The sequence below is a fragment of the Paraperibacillus marinus genome (assembly GCF_046237605.1).
GTDB lineage: Bacteria > Bacillota > Bacilli > Bacillales > DSM-1321 > Paraperibacillus > Paraperibacillus marinus.
The window spans coordinates 88425-106081 of sequence record NZ_CP143542.1; the positions used below are offsets into that span (position 1 = coordinate 88425).

Here is a 17657-nt window from a genome sequence, read left to right on the forward strand (position 1 = left end):
CAAAAACAGCCGCTTAATAAAAAAAAGAAACTGCTCTTTGAAAACTGAACGAAACAAGACGCCAGTTACTTCTTATTTATAAGAAGTAAACAAAACAAGTTTTAAACTTTATGAGCTATATCGAACACTTTTCGGAGAGTTTGATCCTGGCTCAGGACGAACGCTGGCGGCGTGCCTAATACATGCAAGTCGAGCGGACGGATGGGAGCTTGCTCCCTGAAGTCAGCGGCGGACGGGTGAGTAACACGTGGGCAACCTGCCCTTGAGATCGGGATAACTTCGGGAAACCGGAGCTAATACCGGATAGGTCTTTCCCTCACATGAGGGAAAGAGGAAAGACGGTTTCGGCTGTCACTCAAGGATGGGCCCGCGGCGCATTAGCTAGTTGGTGGGGTAACGGCTCACCAAGGCCACGATGCGTAGCCGACCTGAGAGGGTGATCGGCCACACTGGGACTGAGACACGGCCCAGACTCCTACGGGAGGCAGCAGTAGGGAATCTTCCGCAATGGACGAAAGTCTGACGGAGCAACGCCGCGTGAGTGAAGAAGGTTTTCGGATCGTAAAACTCTGTTGTCAGGGAAGAACAAGTGCCATAGTAACTGATGGCACCTTGACGGTACCTGGCCAGAAAGCCACGGCTAACTACGTGCCAGCAGCCGCGGTAATACGTAGGTGGCAAGCGTTGTCCGGATTTATTGGGCGTAAAGCGCGCGCAGGCGGTCTTTTAAGTCTGATGTGAAAGCCCACGGCTCAACCGTGGAGGGTCATTGGAAACTGGGAGACTTGAGTGCAGAAGAGGAGAGTGGAATTCCACGTGTAGCGGTGAAATGCGTAGAGATGTGGAGGAACACCAGTGGCGAAGGCGACTCTCTGGTCTGTAACTGACGCTGAGGCGCGAAAGCGTGGGGAGCGAACAGGATTAGATACCCTGGTAGTCCACGCCGTAAACGATGAGTGCTAAGTGTTAGAGGGTTTCCGCCCTTTAGTGCTGCAGCTAACGCATTAAGCACTCCGCCTGGGGAGTACGGCCGCAAGGCTGAAACTCAAAGGAATTGACGGGGGCCCGCACAAGCGGTGGAGCATGTGGTTTAATTCGAAGCAACGCGAAGAACCTTACCAGGTCTTGACATCCTCTGCCACTCCTAGAGATAGGACGTTCCCCTTCGGGGGACAGAGTGACAGGTGGTGCATGGTTGTCGTCAGCTCGTGTCGTGAGATGTTGGGTTAAGTCCCGCAACGAGCGCAACCCTTGATCTTAGTTGCCAGCATTAAGTTGGGCACTCTAAGGTGACTGCCGGTGACAAACCGGAGGAAGGTGGGGATGACGTCAAATCATCATGCCCCTTATGACCTGGGCTACACACGTGCTACAATGGATGGTACAAAGGGCAGCAAAGCCGCGAGGCCGAGCGAATCCCATAAAGCCATTCTCAGTTCGGATTGCAGGCTGCAACTCGCCTGCATGAAGCCGGAATCGCTAGTAATCGCGGATCAGCATGCCGCGGTGAATACGTTCCCGGGCCTTGTACACACCGCCCGTCACACCACGAGAGTTTGTAACACCCGAAGTCGGTGGGGTAACCTTTATGGAGCCAGCCGCCTAAGGTGGGACAGATGATTGGGGTGAAGTCGTAACAAGGTAGCCGTATCGGAAGGTGCGGCTGGATCACCTCCTTTCTAAGGAAAAAGCGATCTTGTTTCGTTCAGTTTTGAGGGAGCATTCCTTCAAAACCTGAAAATAAATCAGAAACGAGCTATTCGAGGAAGCGAACGAATGAACACCGGAGTGTACTTCACGTACATGAGGATGTGAATGAGTGAAGCTGACGAAGAAGAGCGACGTTTATCATTTATTTTCATCGTTCTTTGAAAACTAGATAACAATATAAGGCAAAAATGATTTGCGTCATTTTACCGCATCGAGTAATAAACCGAGTTAAGTTTTATTGTTTTATTATAGGTCGATGATTCAAGACCTGACAGCCCTTCGGGCTTAGGGAAAGAACATCAGCCGAATTGGTTAAGTTAGAAAGGGCGCACGGTGAATGCCTTGGCACTAGGAGCCGATGAAGGACGGGACTAACACCGATATGCTTCGGGGAGCTGTAAGTAAGCTTTGATCCGGAGATTTCCGAATGGGGAAACCCACTGTTCGTAATGGAACAGTACCTTCACCTGAATTCATAGGGTGATGGAGGCAGACCCGGGGAACTGAAACATCTAAGTACCCGGAGGAACAGAAAGCAAATGCGATTTCCCAAGTAGCGGCGAGCGAAACGGAATGTAGCCCAAACCGAAAGGCTTGCCTTTCGGGGTTGTAGGACACTCTATACGGAGTTACAAAGGAACGGGGTAGACGAAGAGACATGGAAAGGTCCGTCGAAGAAGGTAACAACCCTGTAGTCGAAACTTCGTTCCCTCCAGAGTGGATCCTGAGTACGGCGGGACACGTGAAATCCCGTCGGAAGCAGGGAGGACCATCTCCCAAGGCTAAATACTACCTAGTGACCGATAGTGAACCAGTACCGTGAGGGAAAGGTGAAAAGCACCCCGGAAGGGGAGTGAAAGAGATCCTGAAACCGTGTGCCTACAAGTAGTCAGAGCCCTATGTCCCTTTTAGGGAAACGGGTGATGGCGTGCCTTTTGTAGAATGAACCGGCGAGTTACGATTTCATGCAAGGTTAAGTTGATGAGACGGAGCCGCAGCGAAAGCGAGTCTGAATAGGGCGAATGAGTATGAGGTCGTAGACCCGAAACCAGGTGATCTACCCATGTCCAGGGTGAAGTTCAGGTAACACTGAATGGAGGCCCGAACCCACGCACGTTGAAAAGTGCGGGGATGAGGTGTGGGTAGCGGAGAAATTCCAATCGAACCTGGAGATAGCTGGTTCTCTCCGAAATAGCTTTAGGGCTAGCCTCAAGTGTTAAGAGTCTTGGAGGTAGAGCACTGATTGGACTAGGGGCCCATCTCGGGTTACCGAATTCAGTCAAACTCCGAATGCCAATGACTTTTCCTTGGGAGTCAGACTGCGAGTGATAAGATCCGTAGTCAAAAGGGAAACAGCCCAGACCACCAGCTAAGGTCCCAAAGTATACGTTAAGTGGAAAAGGATGTGGAGTTGCTTAGACAACCAGGATGTTGGCTTAGAAGCAGCCACCATTTAAAGAGTGCGTAATAGCTCACTGGTCGAGTGACTCTGCGCCGAAAATGTACCGGGGCTAAACGTATCACCGAAGCTGTGGGTGGACACCTAGGGTGTCCGCGGTAGGAGAGCGTTCTAAGGGCTGAGAAGCCAGACCGGAAGGACTGGTGGAGCGCTTAGAAGTGAGAATGCCGGTATGAGTAGCGAAAGAAGGGTGAGAATCCCTTCCACCGAATGCCTAAGGTTTCCTGAGGAAGGCTCGTCCGCTCAGGGTTAGTCGGGACCTAAGCCGAGGCCGAAAGGCGTAGGCGATGGACAACAGGTTGATATTCCTGTACCACCTATTCATCGTTTGAGCGATGGGGGGACGCAGTAGGATAGGGTAAGCGCGCTGTTGGATTAGCGCGTCCAAGCAGTTAGGCTGAAAACGAGGCAAATCCCGTTTTCACATAAGCTGAGCTGTGATGGCGAGGGAAATTTAGTACCGAAGTTCCTGATTCCACACTGCCAAGAAAAGCCTCTAGCGAGATGAAGGGTGCCCGTACCGCAAACCGACACAGGTAGGCGAGGAGAGAATCCTAAGGTGTGCGAGAGAACTCTCGTTAAGGAACTCGGCAAAATGACCCCGTAACTTCGGGAGAAGGGGTGCTCATCTGGGTGAATAGCCCGGATGAGCCGCAGTGAATAGGCCCAGGCGACTGTTTAGCAAAAACACAGGTCTCTGCGAAGCCGCAAGGCGAAGTATAGGGGCTGACGCCTGCCCGGTGCTGGAAGGTTAAGGGGAGAGGTTAGCGTAAGCGAAGCTTTGAACCGAAGCCCCAGTAAACGGCGGCCGTAACTATAACGGTCCTAAGGTAGCGAAATTCCTTGTCGGGTAAGTTCCGACCCGCACGAAAGGCGTAACGATCTGGGCACTGTCTCAACGAGAGACTCGGTGAAATTATACTACCTGTGAAGATGCAGGTTACCCGCGACAGGACGGAAAGACCCCGTGGAGCTTTACTGCAGCCTGATATTGAATTTTGGTACAGCTTGTACAGGATAGGTAGGAGCCTTTGAAGCCGGAGCGCCAGCTTCGGTGGAGGCATCGGTGGGATACTACCCTGGCTGTATTGAAATTCTAACCCGCGCCCCTTATCGGGGCGGGAGACAGTGTCAGGCGGGCAGTTTGACTGGGGCGGTCGCCTCCTAAAGAGTAACGGAGGCGCCCAAAGGTTCCCTCAGAATGGTTGGAAATCATTCGCAGAGTGTAAAGGCACAAGGGAGCTTGACTGCGAGACCTACAAGTCGAGCAGGGACGAAAGTCGGGCTTAGTGATCCGGTGGTTCCGCATGGAAGGGCCATCGCTCAACGGATAAAAGCTACCCCGGGGATAACAGGCTTATCTCCCCCAAGAGTCCACATCGACGGGGAGGTTTGGCACCTCGATGTCGGCTCATCGCATCCTGGGGCTGTAGTCGGTCCCAAGGGTTGGGCTGTTCGCCCATTAAAGCGGTACGCGAGCTGGGTTCAGAACGTCGTGAGACAGTTCGGTCCCTATCCGTCGTGGGCGCAGGAAATTTGAGAGGAGCTGTCCTTAGTACGAGAGGACCGGGATGGACGCACCGCTGGTGTACCAGTTGTCTTGCCAAAGGCATCGCTGGGTAGCTATGTGCGGACGGGATAAGTGCTGAAAGCATCTAAGCATGAAGCCCCCCTCAAGATGAGATTTCCCATAGCGTCAAGCTAGTAAGATCCCTGAAAGATGATCAGGTAGATAGGTCTGAGGTGGAAGCGTGGCGACACGTGGAGCTGACAGATACTAATCGATCGAGGACTTAACCTATCTTGTTTATACTCGAAAAACGTAATGCGAATCAGCCTTTGTTATCTAGTTTTGAAGGAACGAAAGTTCATTCATATCTGTCTGGCAGTTATGGCAAAGAGGCCACACCCGTTCCCATCCCGAACACGGAAGTTAAGCTCTTTAGCGCCGATGGTAGTTGGGGGCTCTCCCCCTGTGAGAGTAGGACGCTGCCGGGCAGGTTATTATATGGAGGATTAGCTCAGCTGGGAGAGCATCTGCCTTACAAGCAGAGGGTCGGCGGTTCGATCCCGTCATCCTCCACCATATATCCTTTCTGTGCCGGTGTAGCTCAATTGGTAGAGCAACTGACTTGTAATCAGTAGGTTGGGGGTTCAAGTCCTCTTGCCGGCACCATTTTTTACCTCTTGTATCTTTAGGTGATTAGCAGTACAATAGATTTTGCTGCTTATTAATGTAGTTTTAAATAATAATTGAGCGAGCCATTAGCTCAGCCGGTAGAGCATCTGACTTTTAATCAGAGGGTCGAAGGTTCGAATCCTTCATGGCTCACCATATTTTCTTAATAACATGCGGGTGTGGCGGAATTGGCAGACGCACTAGACTTAGGATCTAGCGCCTTACGGCGTGGGGGTTCGACTCCCTTCACCCGCACTTTTGTCTTGCGGAAGTAGTTCAGTGGTAGAATACAACCTTGCCAAGGTTGGGGTCGCGGGTTCGAATCCCGTCTTCCGCTCCAGTCTTTTTCACGCCGGGGTGGCGGAACTGGCAGACGCACAGGACTTAAAATCCTGCGGTAGGTGACTACCGTACCGGTTCGATTCCGGTCCTCGGCACCACATACACATATTGCGCCCGTAGCTCAATTGGATAGAGCGTCTGACTACGGATCAGAAGGTTATGGGTTCGACTCCTTTCGGGCGCGCCATATATACGGGAAGTAGCTCAGCTTGGTAGAGCACTTGGTTTGGGACCAAGGGGTCGCAGGTTCGAATCCTGTCTTCCCGACCATTCCTTTTTTATTTCGGGGCCTTAGCTCAGCTGGGAGAGCGCCTGCCTTGCACGCAGGAGGTCAGCGGTTCGATCCCGCTAGGCTCCACCAACGATTGTTCTTTGAAAACTGAACGAAACAAGACGCCAGTTACTTCTTAATTTATAAGAAGTAAACAAAACAAGTTTTAAACTTTATGAGCTATATCGAACACTTTTCGGAGAGTTTGATCCTGGCTCAGGACGAACGCTGGCGGCGTGCCTAATACATGCAAGTCGAGCGGACGGATGGGAGCTTGCTCCCTGAAGTCAGCGGCGGACGGGTGAGTAACACGTGGGCAACCTGCCCTTGAGATCGGGATAACTTCGGGAAACCGGAGCTAATACCGGATAGGTCTTTCCCTCACATGAGGGAAAGAGGAAAGACGGTTTCGGCTGTCACTCAAGGATGGGCCCGCGGCGCATTAGCTAGTTGGTGGGGTAACGGCTCACCAAGGCCACGATGCGTAGCCGACCTGAGAGGGTGATCGGCCACACTGGGACTGAGACACGGCCCAGACTCCTACGGGAGGCAGCAGTAGGGAATCTTCCGCAATGGACGAAAGTCTGACGGAGCAACGCCGCGTGAGTGAAGAAGGTTTTCGGATCGTAAAACTCTGTTGTCAGGGAAGAACAAGTGCCATAGTAACTGATGGCACCTTGACGGTACCTGGCCAGAAAGCCACGGCTAACTACGTGCCAGCAGCCGCGGTAATACGTAGGTGGCAAGCGTTGTCCGGATTTATTGGGCGTAAAGCGCGCGCAGGCGGTCTTTTAAGTCTGATGTGAAAGCCCACGGCTCAACCGTGGAGGGTCATTGGAAACTGGGAGACTTGAGTGCAGAAGAGGAGAGTGGAATTCCACGTGTAGCGGTGAAATGCGTAGAGATGTGGAGGAACACCAGTGGCGAAGGCGACTCTCTGGTCTGTAACTGACGCTGAGGCGCGAAAGCGTGGGGAGCGAACAGGATTAGATACCCTGGTAGTCCACGCCGTAAACGATGAGTGCTAAGTGTTAGAGGGTTTCCGCCCTTTAGTGCTGCAGCTAACGCATTAAGCACTCCGCCTGGGGAGTACGGCCGCAAGGCTGAAACTCAAAGGAATTGACGGGGGCCCGCACAAGCGGTGGAGCATGTGGTTTAATTCGAAGCAACGCGAAGAACCTTACCAGGTCTTGACATCCTCTGCCACTCCTAGAGATAGGACGTTCCCCTTCGGGGGACAGAGTGACAGGTGGTGCATGGTTGTCGTCAGCTCGTGTCGTGAGATGTTGGGTTAAGTCCCGCAACGAGCGCAACCCTTGATCTTAGTTGCCAGCATTAAGTTGGGCACTCTAAGGTGACTGCCGGTGACAAACCGGAGGAAGGTGGGGATGACGTCAAATCATCATGCCCCTTATGACCTGGGCTACACACGTGCTACAATGGATGGTACAAAGGGCAGCAAAGCCGCGAGGCCGAGCGAATCCCATAAAGCCATTCTCAGTTCGGATTGCAGGCTGCAACTCGCCTGCATGAAGCCGGAATCGCTAGTAATCGCGGATCAGCATGCCGCGGTGAATACGTTCCCGGGCCTTGTACACACCGCCCGTCACACCACGAGAGTTTGTAACACCCGAAGTCGGTGGGGTAACCTTTATGGAGCCAGCCGCCTAAGGTGGGACAGATGATTGGGGTGAAGTCGTAACAAGGTAGCCGTATCGGAAGGTGCGGCTGGATCACCTCCTTTCTAAGGAAAAAGCGATCTTGTTTCGTTCAGTTTTGAGGGAGCATTCTCTCAAAAAAATAAATTAGAAGCGAGCTATTCGATAAGAAGAGCGAAGCTTATCGTTTATTTTATCGTTCTTTGAAAACTAGATAACAATATAAGGCAAAAATGATTTGCGTCATTTTACCGCATCGAGTAATAAACCGAGTTAAGTTTTATTGTTTTATTATAGGTCGATGATTCAAGACCTGACAGCCCTTCGGGCTTAGGGAAAGAACATCAGCCGAATTGGTTAAGTTAGAAAGGGCGCACGGTGAATGCCTTGGCACTAGGAGCCGATGAAGGACGGGACTAACACCGATATGCTTCGGGGAGCTGTAAGTAAGCTTTGATCCGGAGATTTCCGAATGGGGAAACCCACTGTTCGTAATGGAACAGTACCTTCACCTGAATTCATAGGGTGATGGAGGCAGACCCGGGGAACTGAAACATCTAAGTACCCGGAGGAACAGAAAGCAAATGCGATTTCCCAAGTAGCGGCGAGCGAAACGGAATGTAGCCCAAACCGAAAGGCTTGCCTTTCGGGGTTGTAGGACACTCTATACGGAGTTACAAAGGAACGGGGTAGACGAAGAGACATGGAAAGGTCCGTCGAAGAAGGTAACAACCCTGTAGTCGAAACTTCGTTCCCTCCAGAGTGGATCCTGAGTACGGCGGGACACGTGAAATCCCGTCGGAAGCAGGGAGGACCATCTCCCAAGGCTAAATACTACCTAGTGACCGATAGTGAACCAGTACCGTGAGGGAAAGGTGAAAAGCACCCCGGAAGGGGAGTGAAAGAGATCCTGAAACCGTGTGCCTACAAGTAGTCAGAGCCCTATGTCCCTTTTAGGGAAACGGGTGATGGCGTGCCTTTTGTAGAATGAACCGGCGAGTTACGATTTCATGCAAGGTTAAGTTGATGAGACGGAGCCGCAGCGAAAGCGAGTCTGAATAGGGCGAATGAGTATGAGGTCGTAGACCCGAAACCAGGTGATCTACCCATGTCCAGGGTGAAGTTCAGGTAACACTGAATGGAGGCCCGAACCCACGCACGTTGAAAAGTGCGGGGATGAGGTGTGGGTAGCGGAGAAATTCCAATCGAACCTGGAGATAGCTGGTTCTCTCCGAAATAGCTTTAGGGCTAGCCTCAAGTGTTAAGAGTCTTGGAGGTAGAGCACTGATTGGACTAGGGGCCCATCTCGGGTTACCGAATTCAGTCAAACTCCGAATGCCAATGACTTTTCCTTGGGAGTCAGACTGCGAGTGATAAGATCCGTAGTCAAAAGGGAAACAGCCCAGACCACCAGCTAAGGTCCCAAAGTATACGTTAAGTGGAAAAGGATGTGGAGTTGCTTAGACAACCAGGATGTTGGCTTAGAAGCAGCCACCATTTAAAGAGTGCGTAATAGCTCACTGGTCGAGTGACTCTGCGCCGAAAATGTACCGGGGCTAAACGTATCACCGAAGCTGTGGGTGGACACCTAGGGTGTCCGCGGTAGGAGAGCGTTCTAAGGGCTGAGAAGCCAGACCGGAAGGACTGGTGGAGCGCTTAGAAGTGAGAATGCCGGTATGAGTAGCGAAAGAAGGGTGAGAATCCCTTCCACCGAATGCCTAAGGTTTCCTGAGGAAGGCTCGTCCGCTCAGGGTTAGTCGGGACCTAAGCCGAGGCCGAAAGGCGTAGGCGATGGACAACAGGTTGATATTCCTGTACCACCTATTCATCGTTTGAGCGATGGGGGGACGCAGTAGGATAGGGTAAGCGCGCTGTTGGATTAGCGCGTCCAAGCAGTTAGGCTGAAAACGAGGCAAATCCCGTTTTCACATAAGCTGAGCTGTGATGGCGAGGGAAATTTAGTACCGAAGTTCCTGATTCCACACTGCCAAGAAAAGCCTCTAGCGAGATGAAGGGTGCCCGTACCGCAAACCGACACAGGTAGGCGAGGAGAGAATCCTAAGGTGTGCGAGAGAACTCTCGTTAAGGAACTCGGCAAAATGACCCCGTAACTTCGGGAGAAGGGGTGCTCATCTGGGTGAATAGCCCGGATGAGCCGCAGTGAATAGGCCCAGGCGACTGTTTAGCAAAAACACAGGTCTCTGCGAAGCCGCAAGGCGAAGTATAGGGGCTGACGCCTGCCCGGTGCTGGAAGGTTAAGGGGAGAGGTTAGCGTAAGCGAAGCTTTGAACCGAAGCCCCAGTAAACGGCGGCCGTAACTATAACGGTCCTAAGGTAGCGAAATTCCTTGTCGGGTAAGTTCCGACCCGCACGAAAGGCGTAACGATCTGGGCACTGTCTCAACGAGAGACTCGGTGAAATTATACTACCTGTGAAGATGCAGGTTACCCGCGACAGGACGGAAAGACCCCGTGGAGCTTTACTGCAGCCTGATATTGAATTTTGGTACAGCTTGTACAGGATAGGTAGGAGCCTTTGAAGCCGGAGCGCCAGCTTCGGTGGAGGCATCGGTGGGATACTACCCTGGCTGTATTGAAATTCTAACCCGCGCCCCTTATCGGGGCGGGAGACAGTGTCAGGCGGGCAGTTTGACTGGGGCGGTCGCCTCCTAAAGAGTAACGGAGGCGCCCAAAGGTTCCCTCAGAATGGTTGGAAATCATTCGCAGAGTGTAAAGGCACAAGGGAGCTTGACTGCGAGACCTACAAGTCGAGCAGGGACGAAAGTCGGGCTTAGTGATCCGGTGGTTCCGCATGGAAGGGCCATCGCTCAACGGATAAAAGCTACCCCGGGGATAACAGGCTTATCTCCCCCAAGAGTCCACATCGACGGGGAGGTTTGGCACCTCGATGTCGGCTCATCGCATCCTGGGGCTGTAGTCGGTCCCAAGGGTTGGGCTGTTCGCCCATTAAAGCGGTACGCGAGCTGGGTTCAGAACGTCGTGAGACAGTTCGGTCCCTATCCGTCGTGGGCGCAGGAAATTTGAGAGGAGCTGTCCTTAGTACGAGAGGACCGGGATGGACGCACCGCTGGTGTACCAGTTGTCTTGCCAAAGGCATCGCTGGGTAGCTATGTGCGGACGGGATAAGTGCTGAAAGCATCTAAGCATGAAGCCCCCCTCAAGATGAGATTTCCCATAGCGTCAAGCTAGTAAGATCCCTGAAAGATGATCAGGTAGATAGGTCTGAGGTGGAAGCGTGGCGACACGTGGAGCTGACAGATACTAATCGATCGAGGACTTAACCTATCTTGTTTATACTCGAAAAACGTAATGCGAATCAGCCTTTGTTATCTAGTTTTGAAGGAACGAAAGTTCATTCATATCTGTCTGGCAGTTATGGCAAAGAGGCCACACCCGTTCCCATCCCGAACACGGAAGTTAAGCTCTTTAGCGCCGATGGTAGTTGGGGGCTCTCCCCCTGTGAGAGTAGGACGCTGCCGGGCAGATCAATGGAAGACCAGCTTTTTAGCTGGTCTTTTTTGTATTGTTTAAAGGCAGCTTCTGGATAGGAGGTGTCCATCAGCTGAACCGGTCACCTCCAGGTCCTGAGCAGCTAACTGCATGCTGAAAGGATTCCTCCTATCACATGGCCTGAATCTCATTGCAGCAACCTATATTTCAGCTAAATGTTTTTATAAACGTTAGAACGGGTATTTATCTTTATAGAAAAATACCTTTCTTATTAATAAATACATAAAACAATGGCTAGAATGGTCGTATAACTGATTTTATCCCTCCTTCAATTGATAGCTAAAAAGTTGAGAACTCAGGGTAAACTATGTATAATTAAAGTCAAATATAGTCAAAGTCAGATTGGAGGAGGTTCGATGAAAAATATCTCTGATATCATTGAGAGCTATTTGAAGGAAGTTCTGCATTTGAGCGAGAGTGATATTGTGGAGATAAAGCGGAGTGAGATAGCCGACCGGTTCCAGTGTGTGCCATCTCAAATCAACTACGTTATCAATACCCGTTTTACAGTCGAGCGGGGTTATATTGTGGAAAGCAAGCGGGGCGGAGGCGGATATATCCGGATTATGAAGGTCCAGTTGAGGGATACCGCCGAGGTTATTGATCAGCTGCTTACCATTATCAAAGACCGGGTGACACAGGCCAATGCCGAGCATATCATCGGGAGGCTTGCTGAGGAAGAAATCATAACAATAAGGGAAGCGAAGATTATTCTAAGTGTGCTGGACCGCTCGGTGCTGTATATTGACCTGCCAGAGCGTGATGTCCTTCGGGCGAGGATGCTTCGGGCAGCCCTTAAGACGTTAATGTATAAATAAACGGTCAAATTAAAAGGGAGATGTATGGATGATTTGCCAGGAATGTAATGAGAGGCCTGCTACACTTCATTTCACCAAGGTGGTCAATGGTGAGAAATCAGAAGTTCACCTTTGTGAGAGATGTGCCTATGAAAAAGGTGAAATGTCTCTATTTAACGGTAGTGCAGGTTTTTCAATCAATGATTTATTGGGCGGCCTCCTGAACGGCGCGAATGCTTTTACTCAGTCGTCTCATAATCCTGTTGCCCACAAAGAGGAACTAAGGTGCCCTAAATGCCATATGGTGTATCAGCAGTTTGTGGAAATCGGCAGGTTTGGATGCGCAGAATGCTACAGTACTTTTAGAAATCATCTGGGCCCTGTTTTAAGAAGGCTTCACAGCGGCAATCTGGTGCACACCGGTAAAATACCAAAAAAAGCCGGAGGAAATATGAAGCTAAAGAAAAGGATTGAAGAACTGAAAGCCCGGCTGCAGGAACTTATCCAACAGGAAGAGTTTGAGGATGCGGCAGGCATTAGGGATGAAATCAGGGCGCTTGAAAAGGAAATGAATGCGAACCGAGATCATCAAGAGGGAGGGGAAGGGATATGAGCCTTGAACGCTTCCTGCAGAATGCAGTCAGTTCCTGGATGAGCGAAGAAGGTCCTGATTCGGATATTGTGATGAGTTCAAGGGTGCGGCTCGCCAGGAATTTAAAGAAGTACAGGTTTCCCATTCTTTTTTCCGAAAACGAGGCAGCAGAAATTATTGACTGGGCAGGGCAATTCCAGGGAGGCAATGAAGAAGCTGGCATTTGCAGCCTGGAACTGCATGCCATGAGTAATTTGAAGCCAGTGGAGAAAAGGGTTTTGGTGGAAAAGCATTTAGTCAGCCCGAATCTCGCTGAAAATTCACCATACGGAGCCGTGCTTCTGTCGGAAAATGAAGAGGTCAGTGTCATGATCAATGAAGAAGACCATCTTCGCATTCAATGCCTGTATCCCGGCCTCCAGTTAAATGAGGCATTATCAATGGCAGGGAAAATCGATGACTGGATCGAGGAGAAATCGGTATATGCCTTTGATGAGGAGCGGGGTTACTTAACGAGCTGCCCGACCAATGTAGGGACCGGCTTAAGGGCATCAGTCATGATGCACCTGCCGGGACTGGTTCTGACAAGGCAGATCAACAGGATCATACCTGCCATCAATCAGCTGGGGCTGGTGGTCAGGGGCATATACGGAGAAGGAAGTGAAGCCCTGGGCAATATCTTTCAGATTTCCAACCAAATCACCCTTGGGAAGTCGGAAGAGGATATCGTCGAAGACCTGCTGGGTGTTGTAGAACAGATTATTGAACGCGAAAGGTCAGCAAGGGAAGCATTAGTCAAAACCTCTGACATACAATTAGAAGATAGGGTATTCAGGTCATATGGAATCCTTGCCAACGCAAGGGTCATTGAAACCAAGGAAGCTGCTAAATGTTTATCAGATTTAAGGCTTGGGATCGACCTCGGATTTATAAAGAACATAACAAAAACCATCTTGAATGAGCTGATGATTCTTACTCAGCCCGGATTCCTGCAGCAATATGCCGGGGAGCCGTTAAATCCTGAAGAAAGAGATATAAGAAGGGCCGCATTGATACGCGAAAGGCTTAATTTAGAACTAAAATAGGGTTAGCAAGGAGGAATTGTCTATGATGTTCGGCCGGTTTACTGAAAGAGCTCAAAAGGTATTGGCACTAGCTCAAGAAGAAGCGATTCGATTAGGTCATAACAATATTGGAACAGAACACATTCTGCTTGGGTTAATTAGGGAAGGTGAAGGGATTGCAGCCAAGGCCCTCTATGCACTTGGTCTCGGCGCTGACAAAATTCAGAAGGAAGTTGAAAACCTGATTGGCAGGGGACAGGATACTGCTCAGTCCATTCACTATACACCCAGGGCAAAAAAAGTCATTGAACTTTCAATGGATGAAGCCAGGAAGCTTGGCCATTCTTACGTTGGCACAGAGCATGTGCTCCTTGGGCTGATCCGTGAGGGAGAAGGCGTGGCAGCAAGGGTGCTTAACAATCTGGGAGTGAGCTTGAACAAGGCCCGCCAGCAGGTACTTCAGCTTCTTGGAAGCAATGAGAGCGGGAGCCATCAGAGCGGAACATCAAGTGCAGCAAGCACGCCTACTCTTGACAGCCTTGCCCGCGATTTGACCGTGATTGCAAGGGAAGGGACGCTTGACCCGGTCATCGGACGCAGCAAGGAAATCACAAGGGTCATCGAAGTGCTGAGCCGGCGCACAAAAAACAATCCGGTGCTGATCGGGGAACCAGGCGTTGGTAAAACAGCCATCGCAGAAGGTCTGGCACAGCAGATTGTAAATAATGAGGTGCCGGAGATCCTTCGTGACAAGCGTGTTATGACGCTTGATATGGGAACAGTTGTTGCGGGAACCAAATACCGCGGTGAATTTGAGGATCGCCTGAAAAAGGTGATGGACGAAATCCGCCAGGCAGGAAATATCATTCTTTTCATAGATGAATTGCATACATTGATCGGTGCCGGCGGGGCAGAAGGTGCCATTGATGCTTCCAATATCCTGAAGCCTTCACTCGCTCGCGGTGAACTCCAGTGTATCGGAGCAACCACCCTGGATGAATACCGCAAATATATCGAAAAGGATGCTGCCCTTGAAAGAAGGTTCCAGCCAATCCAGGTCGATGAGCCAACGGTGGAAGAATCCATTCAGATCTTAAGCGGACTCCGCGACCGTTATGAGGCACATCATCGCGTATCCATCACGGATGAAGCGATTGATGCAGCAGTTAAGCTTTCTGACCGGTATATTTCAGACAGGTTCCTGCCTGATAAAGCCATTGACTTAATAGACGAAGCAGGCTCAAAAGTACGCCTGCGTTCATATACGACTCCTCCAAATCTCAAAGAGCTTGAAGTGAAGCTTGATGAGGTCAGGAAAGAGAAGGATGCTTCCGTCCAGAGCCAGGAGTTTGAAAAGGCAGCGTCCCTAAGGGATACAGAACAGCGCATTCGTGAGCAGCTGGAAGAGACAAAGAAAACCTGGAAAGAAAAACAGGGCAAAGAAAATACCGAGGTGACAGTCGAGGACATTGCCAATGTCGTATCGAGCTGGACGGGTGTTCCTGTATCAAGGCTTGCGGAAACAGAATCAGCCAAGCTCCTGAATATGGAACAGCTCCTGCATTCCAGGGTAATCGGGCAGGATGAAGCGGTTGTTGCCGTAGCGAAGGCTGTCCGCCGTGCCCGCGCCGGGTTGAAAGATCCTAAACGCCCGATTGGTTCATTCATTTTCCTTGGTCCGACAGGTGTAGGTAAGACAGAGCTTGCCCGTGCGCTCGCAGAATCCATCTTTGGCGATGAAGATGCCATGATCCGGATTGATATGTCAGAGTATATGGAAAAGCACTCCACTTCACGTCTTGTCGGTTCACCTCCAGGGTATGTAGGGTATGAAGAAGGCGGCCAGCTAACCGAGAAGGTCCGCCGTAAACCATATTCTGTGGTGCTGCTTGACGAAATCGAAAAGGCCCATCCTGATGTTTTCAATATCCTTCTTCAGGTCCTTGAAGACGGAAGGCTGACAGACTCCAAAGGACGTACTGTCGATTTCCGCAATACAATCATGATCATGACCTCGAATGTAGGGGCAGACACCTTAAAGCGCAACAAGTTTGTCGGATTTAACATCCAGGATGAAAAGCAGGATTATAAGGATATGAAGGGTAAAGTGATGGAGGAGCTTAAAAAAGCTTTCCGCCCTGAATTCCTGAACAGGATTGATGAAATTATTGTCTTCCACGCCTTGGAAAAGGCTCACTTGAAAGAAATTGTCACTCTCATGTCAGATGCGCTGGTGAAGCGTCTGAAAGAGCAGGATATCCATCTGGAGCTGACAGAGGCTGCCAAGGAGAAAATAACCGAGGAAGGATATGATCCTGAATACGGTGCAAGGCCGCTCCGAAGGGCCATTCAGAAGAATATTGAAGATTATTTATCTGAAGAGCTCCTGAAAGGCAATGTGGTAAAAGGCCAGAGTATTCAGATCGATATAGCCGATGGCGAACTGACAGTGCGCCCGGTTGAAAATACCCGGAAGTAAGGCAAGTCACGGCAGGTACACTATTGTTGTACCTGCTTTTTAAGTTGGCCGGGAGCTTTGGCTTAAGCATAATATGTCAATATTTGATTGCCGATTAAAGAAGGATTAAACTTTAATTAAGGTTAATATGTTTATATGTAGAGAGAAATAATGGAATTTACTTACTATAGATAAAGCGGGGAAAAGTATGGCTAAGAAAAAAACAAAATTCATCTGCGGCTCCTGCGGCTATGAATCTGCCAAATGGATGGGAAAATGCCCAGGGTGCGGAGATTGGAATAAAATGGTTGAGGAGGTGGAGATTGTTAAGCCTGCAAGAAGAGGGGCATTCACCCACTCAGAAGGCAAAGATTTTGGCGGTGAACGCCAGAAGGCAGCGCCGATCACCTCCATTGCGACCATTCAGGAACCAAGGATCACCACGGATTTAATTGAATTGAACCGTGTCCTCGGCGGGGGCATTGTACATGGATCCCTTGTACTGATTGGAGGAGACCCGGGTATCGGAAAATCCACCCTGCTCCTTCAGGTATCATCACAGCTCGCCAATAAAGAGAAGAAGGTTTTATATATATCAGGCGAGGAATCTGTCAAGCAGACGAAGCTTAGGTCAGAGCGTCTTGGGGTGACTTCGGCCAATTTATTTGTCTATTCAGAGACGGATATGGATTATATCGGCCAGGCCATCAAAGAAGTGGCACCTGACCTGGTTATCATCGATTCCATCCAGACTGTATTCAATGCTGAGGTCACTTCGGCGCCGGGAAGCGTATCACAGGTACGTGAATGTACAGCACAATTGATGAGAATTGCGAAAACCAACGGAATTGCGATTTTCATTGTGGGTCATGTGACAAAGGAAGGATCGATTGCCGGCCCGCGGCTGCTTGAACACATGGTGGATACAGTCCTTTACTTTGAAGGCGAAAGACACCATACCTACAGGATTGTCAGGGCTGTAAAAAACAGATTTGGCTCCACCAACGAAATGGGCATTTTTGAAATGAAGGAAAACGGACTGGAGGAAGTGGAAAACCCGTCCGAGATTTTTCTTGAAGAGAGATCCCAGGGAGGCTCTGGTTCGACGGTCGTGGCTTCCATGGAGGGGACGAGGCCGGTACTTGTGGAAATCCAGGCCCTCATTTCACCCACGAGTTTCGGGACCCCAAGGAGGATGGCGACCGGAACGGACCATAACCGGATATCCCTCATCATGGCCGTCCTGGAAAAAAGAGTGGGCATGCTGCTTCAAAACCAGGACGCGTATCTCAAGGTGGCGGGAGGCATCAAGCTGGATGAGCCGGCCATTGATCTTGCGATTGCAGTGAGCATCGCATCAAGCTTCAGGGATAAGCCTACCCGTCAGACAGACTGCCTGATCGGAGAAGTGGGCCTTACAGGGGAAGTGAGGAGGGTATCCCGGATAGAACAAAGAGTACAGGAAGCAGTAAAGCTTGGATTTGACCGCATCATTCTTCCGGCGAATAATCTCGGTGGCTGGAGCGTGCCAAAGGGTGTGGAGCTTGTTGGGGTATCAACTATATCCGAGGCCCTTCAATGCGCATTAGGAGGTTAA

General features: G+C 50.5%; 5 protein-coding genes, 9 tRNA genes and 6 rRNA genes. All 20 read left to right on the forward strand.

The features are described from left to right. Positions 1 to 128 precede the first annotated feature (128 nt). The 20 genes from V1498_RS00435 to radA all read left to right on the forward strand — a co-directional run bounded on the left by V1498_RS00435 (position 129) and on the right by radA (position 17657). Positions 129 to 1679, forward strand: a 16S ribosomal RNA gene (locus tag V1498_RS00435). 341 nt (positions 1680 to 2020) lie between these two features. Next, positions 2021 to 4970, forward strand: a 23S ribosomal RNA gene (locus tag V1498_RS00440). 80 nt (positions 4971 to 5050) lie between these two features. Further along, positions 5051 to 5167 (forward strand): 5S ribosomal RNA (gene rrf, locus V1498_RS00445). 12 nt (positions 5168 to 5179) lie between these two features. Beyond that, positions 5180 to 5255 (forward strand) — tRNA-Val (locus V1498_RS00450). A gap of 14 nt (positions 5256 to 5269) precedes the next feature. Beyond that, positions 5270 to 5345, forward strand: a tRNA-Thr gene (locus V1498_RS00455). 83 nt (positions 5346 to 5428) lie between these two features. Then, positions 5429 to 5504 (forward strand) — tRNA-Lys (locus V1498_RS00460). Positions 5505 to 5521: 17 nt separating this feature from the next. Further along, positions 5522 to 5603: transfer RNA gene (locus tag V1498_RS00465), tRNA-Leu, on the forward strand. Positions 5604 to 5613: 10 nt separating this feature from the next. Continuing rightward, positions 5614 to 5688 (forward strand) — tRNA-Gly (locus V1498_RS00470). An 11-nt stretch (positions 5689 to 5699) separates the two neighbouring features. Further along, positions 5700 to 5788, forward strand: a tRNA-Leu gene (locus tag V1498_RS00475). A gap of 12 nt (positions 5789 to 5800) precedes the next feature. Further along, positions 5801 to 5877, forward strand: a tRNA-Arg gene (locus V1498_RS00480). A 6-nt stretch (positions 5878 to 5883) separates the two neighbouring features. Beyond that, positions 5884 to 5960 (forward strand) — tRNA-Pro (locus V1498_RS00485). A gap of 15 nt (positions 5961 to 5975) precedes the next feature. Continuing rightward, positions 5976 to 6051, forward strand: a tRNA-Ala gene (locus V1498_RS00490). Positions 6052 to 6154: 103 nt separating this feature from the next. Next, a 16S ribosomal RNA gene (locus tag V1498_RS00495) occupies positions 6155 to 7705 on the forward strand. Positions 7706 to 7974: 269 nt separating this feature from the next. Beyond that, positions 7975 to 10924: ribosomal RNA gene (locus V1498_RS00500) — 23S ribosomal RNA — on the forward strand. Between the two features lie 80 nt (positions 10925 to 11004). After that, positions 11005 to 11121, forward strand: a 5S ribosomal RNA gene (gene rrf, locus V1498_RS00505). The 16S, 23S and 5S rRNA genes sit together here with 9 tRNA genes alongside, the layout of an rRNA operon. Before the next feature lie 384 nt (positions 11122 to 11505). Next, the gene (locus V1498_RS00510) at positions 11506 to 11967 is read left to right on the forward strand and encodes a CtsR family transcriptional regulator (RefSeq protein ID WP_409296437.1); all 462 of its coding nucleotides are present in this window, start codon (positions 11506 to 11508) and stop codon (positions 11965 to 11967) included. Positions 11968 to 11995: 28 nt separating this feature from the next. Further along, on the forward strand, positions 11996 to 12559 hold the full coding sequence (locus V1498_RS00515) for a UvrB/UvrC motif-containing protein (protein ID WP_409296438.1): 564 nt from the start codon (positions 11996 to 11998) through the stop codon (positions 12557 to 12559). Then, the gene (locus tag V1498_RS00520) at positions 12556 to 13623 is read left to right on the forward strand and encodes a protein arginine kinase (RefSeq protein WP_409296439.1); all 1068 of its coding nucleotides are present in this window, start codon (positions 12556 to 12558) and stop codon (positions 13621 to 13623) included. Before V1498_RS00515 ends, V1498_RS00520 begins: the two co-directional genes overlap by 4 nt. A gap of 22 nt (positions 13624 to 13645) precedes the next feature. After that, complete coding sequence (clpC, locus tag V1498_RS00525) at positions 13646 to 16081, forward strand: ATP-dependent protease ATP-binding subunit ClpC (RefSeq protein ID WP_409296440.1); 2436 nt, start codon at positions 13646 to 13648, stop codon at positions 16079 to 16081. Between the two features lie 187 nt (positions 16082 to 16268). After that, a complete protein-coding gene (radA, locus tag V1498_RS00530) occupies positions 16269 to 17657 on the forward strand; it encodes a DNA repair protein RadA (RefSeq protein WP_409296441.1) in 1389 nt (462 codons plus the stop codon).